This is a genomic window from Peterkaempfera griseoplana (assembly GCF_001418575.1).
Classification (GTDB): Bacteria; Actinomycetota; Actinomycetes; order Streptomycetales; family Streptomycetaceae; genus Peterkaempfera; species Peterkaempfera griseoplana.
This window is the reverse complement of record NZ_LIQR01000643.1, coordinates 1-2,139: the sequence shown is the minus strand read 5'-3', so window position 1 is coordinate 2,139 and position 2,139 is coordinate 1. Positions and strand designations below refer to the sequence as shown.

Genomic DNA, 2,139 nt, shown 5'->3' with positions numbered 1-2,139 from the left:
CGAGCTGGCCCAGGAGGGCCTGGGACAGCCGGCCGGTCCCGGTGAAGTCCACCCCGGGGCGGTCCTCGGCGCGGGGGCGGCTGTAGCAGACGTACGCCCGGCTGTTGGGCAGTCGCGCCAGCAGGGCGCGGCTCTCCTCGGCGAAGGGGTGCTCGCGGCCGTCCCGGGCCCCGTGCAGCCACCACACCCGGCGCGGCGACCCGGAGGCCGCCAGCGCGTGCAGCATCGCCAGCACCGGGGTCACCCCGACCCCCGCGGACAGCAGCACCACGGGGCCGTCCCCGCCGCCCAGGAAGAACGTGCCGCGCGGCGCGGCCGCCTCCAGGGTGTCGCCGGTCCGCACCCGGGTGCGCAGATGGGTGCTGGCGGCGCCGTGCGGCTCCTGCTTCACACTGATCCGGTAGTGGGCGGCGCCCGGCGGGCCGGACAGCGAGTAGCTGCGCAGCAGCGGTGGTCCACCGGACACGGGATGCAGACGCAGCGTCAGGAACTGCCCCGGCAGCGCGGCCGGGAGCGCGGTGCCGTCCGCGGCGGCCAGCGAGAGCGAGAAGACACTGCTGCTCTCCGGCCGTATCCCGGCCACGGTCAGCGGCCGGAAGCCCGGCCAGGCCGGCGGGGGCCCGGCCGCGGCCGGGGTGAGCCCGGTGTTGCCCGCGCTTGTTCCCGGGCCCTGGTCCGGCTGGTCCAGCAGCGCCTGCAGCGAGGTCCGCCACCCCGGGCTGAGGGCGTCGATCCGCAGTGCCTCGGCCAGCCGGTCGCGGGGGTGCCCGGGCAGGTACAGCAGCGCGTCGATCTCCGCCACCGTGATCCCGCCCGGACCCTCGGCGACCTTCACGATCTCCTGCCCGGCGGCCACCTCGCCCTCGGTGAGGACCCGCAGATAGAAGCCGGGCCGCCGGTGGGAGACCAGCAGCGCGGCCATCCGCGGCTCGCGCATCCGCAGGCCGACCCGGAAGCAGGTGACCCTCGGCTGGGTGACCTCGAAGACCGCCTGGCCGATCCGGTAGCGGTCCCCTATGCACACCTCGTCGTCCGGAAGCCCGTCAACGGTGAAGTTCTCCCCGAACTGGCCGAGCTCGAAGTCGTCCCGGCCCAACTCCCTTTCCCAGTAGCGGTAGGAGTCGGTCTGGTAGACCAGCACGGCGCGCTGCTCCCCGCCGTGGCCGGCCAGGTCTCCCTGGCCGTCCCCGTCGATGTTGAGCCGCCGTACCATCCGAGGGCCGGTGACGGGCCGTTTCCAGACTCCGGTGTGCACCGTCCTGCCGTGCCAGGCCACGTCCTGCGGCAGTCCGACGTTGACGGAGATCAGCGTGGCCACGGGCTCATCCCTGGACGATCACGGTGTCCCCGACCCGGCTGAAGTTGTAGAACCACCGGGCGTTGGCCGTGCTGAGGTGGATGCAGCCGTGCGAGATGTCGGTCGTGCCGATGGTGTGGTCCCAGGGGGCGGCATGGACGAACAGCCCGGCTTCGGTGAGCCGCACGGCCCAGCGGACCGGCAGCGAGTAGTAGTCGGGGCTGCTGGTGTCGCACGTGATCCCAGCGCTGCACGAGGTCATCCGGACCATGGAGTCCTTGCCGAGCACCCGGTAGGTGCCGGCGTGGGTGGGGAACCGGGGCTGGCCGAAGCCGACGGGGAAGACCGCCACCGTCTTGCCGTTCGCGGTCGCCCGCAGCTTGTGGGTGCTCATGTCGAGCACCGTCACGTGCCCGGTGGAGGCTTGTCCGGGGCTCTGCCGGCCCAGGGTGCTCGGGGCGCTCGTGGCCGCCGCGGTCTGCAGTCCGGCCGCCCCCGCGCCCATCGCCGCGGTGAGCAGCGCGGCCAGTACGCCGGAGAGGGCGGTACGGCGCCGTCGGGGGGTTCGCATCCAGGTCATCCTCATCACCACCGTGTTCGGAGCGCGGTAGGGCGCTCGGGGGGAGTGGGTGCGGGAGATCGGCGACGGGGGAGGGCTGCCCTCCCGGCTCACCGGTATCCGGTGCTTCGTCGCTGCGCCGGTACGTCATACCGGACGCGTAGCTGACTTACTACCCCCAGCTCTGCCCTCTACACCGAAACCGGCGACCGGACGGTCGGAACGGCGGTACCGGGGAGACCCGGCGGGGCCAGAACCCCGCCCCGCCACCCGCCGTCCCGGA

The 2,139-nt window shown here is 73.6% G+C and carries 2 protein-coding genes; both read right to left on the bottom strand.

What is annotated here, in order from left to right:
* Window positions 1-1,318, bottom strand: a 1,318-nt coding sequence (locus AOK09_RS34685) for an MOSC domain-containing protein (protein WP_055591181.1), incomplete at its 3' end; no start/stop codon positions are given.
* A 4-nt stretch (window positions 1,319-1,322) separates the two neighbouring features.
* On the bottom strand, window positions 1,323-1,868 hold the full coding sequence (locus AOK09_RS34680) for a L,D-transpeptidase (RefSeq protein WP_157876157.1): 546 nt from the start codon (window positions 1,866-1,868) through the stop codon (window positions 1,323-1,325).
* Window positions 1,869-2,139: the final 271 nt, after the last annotated feature.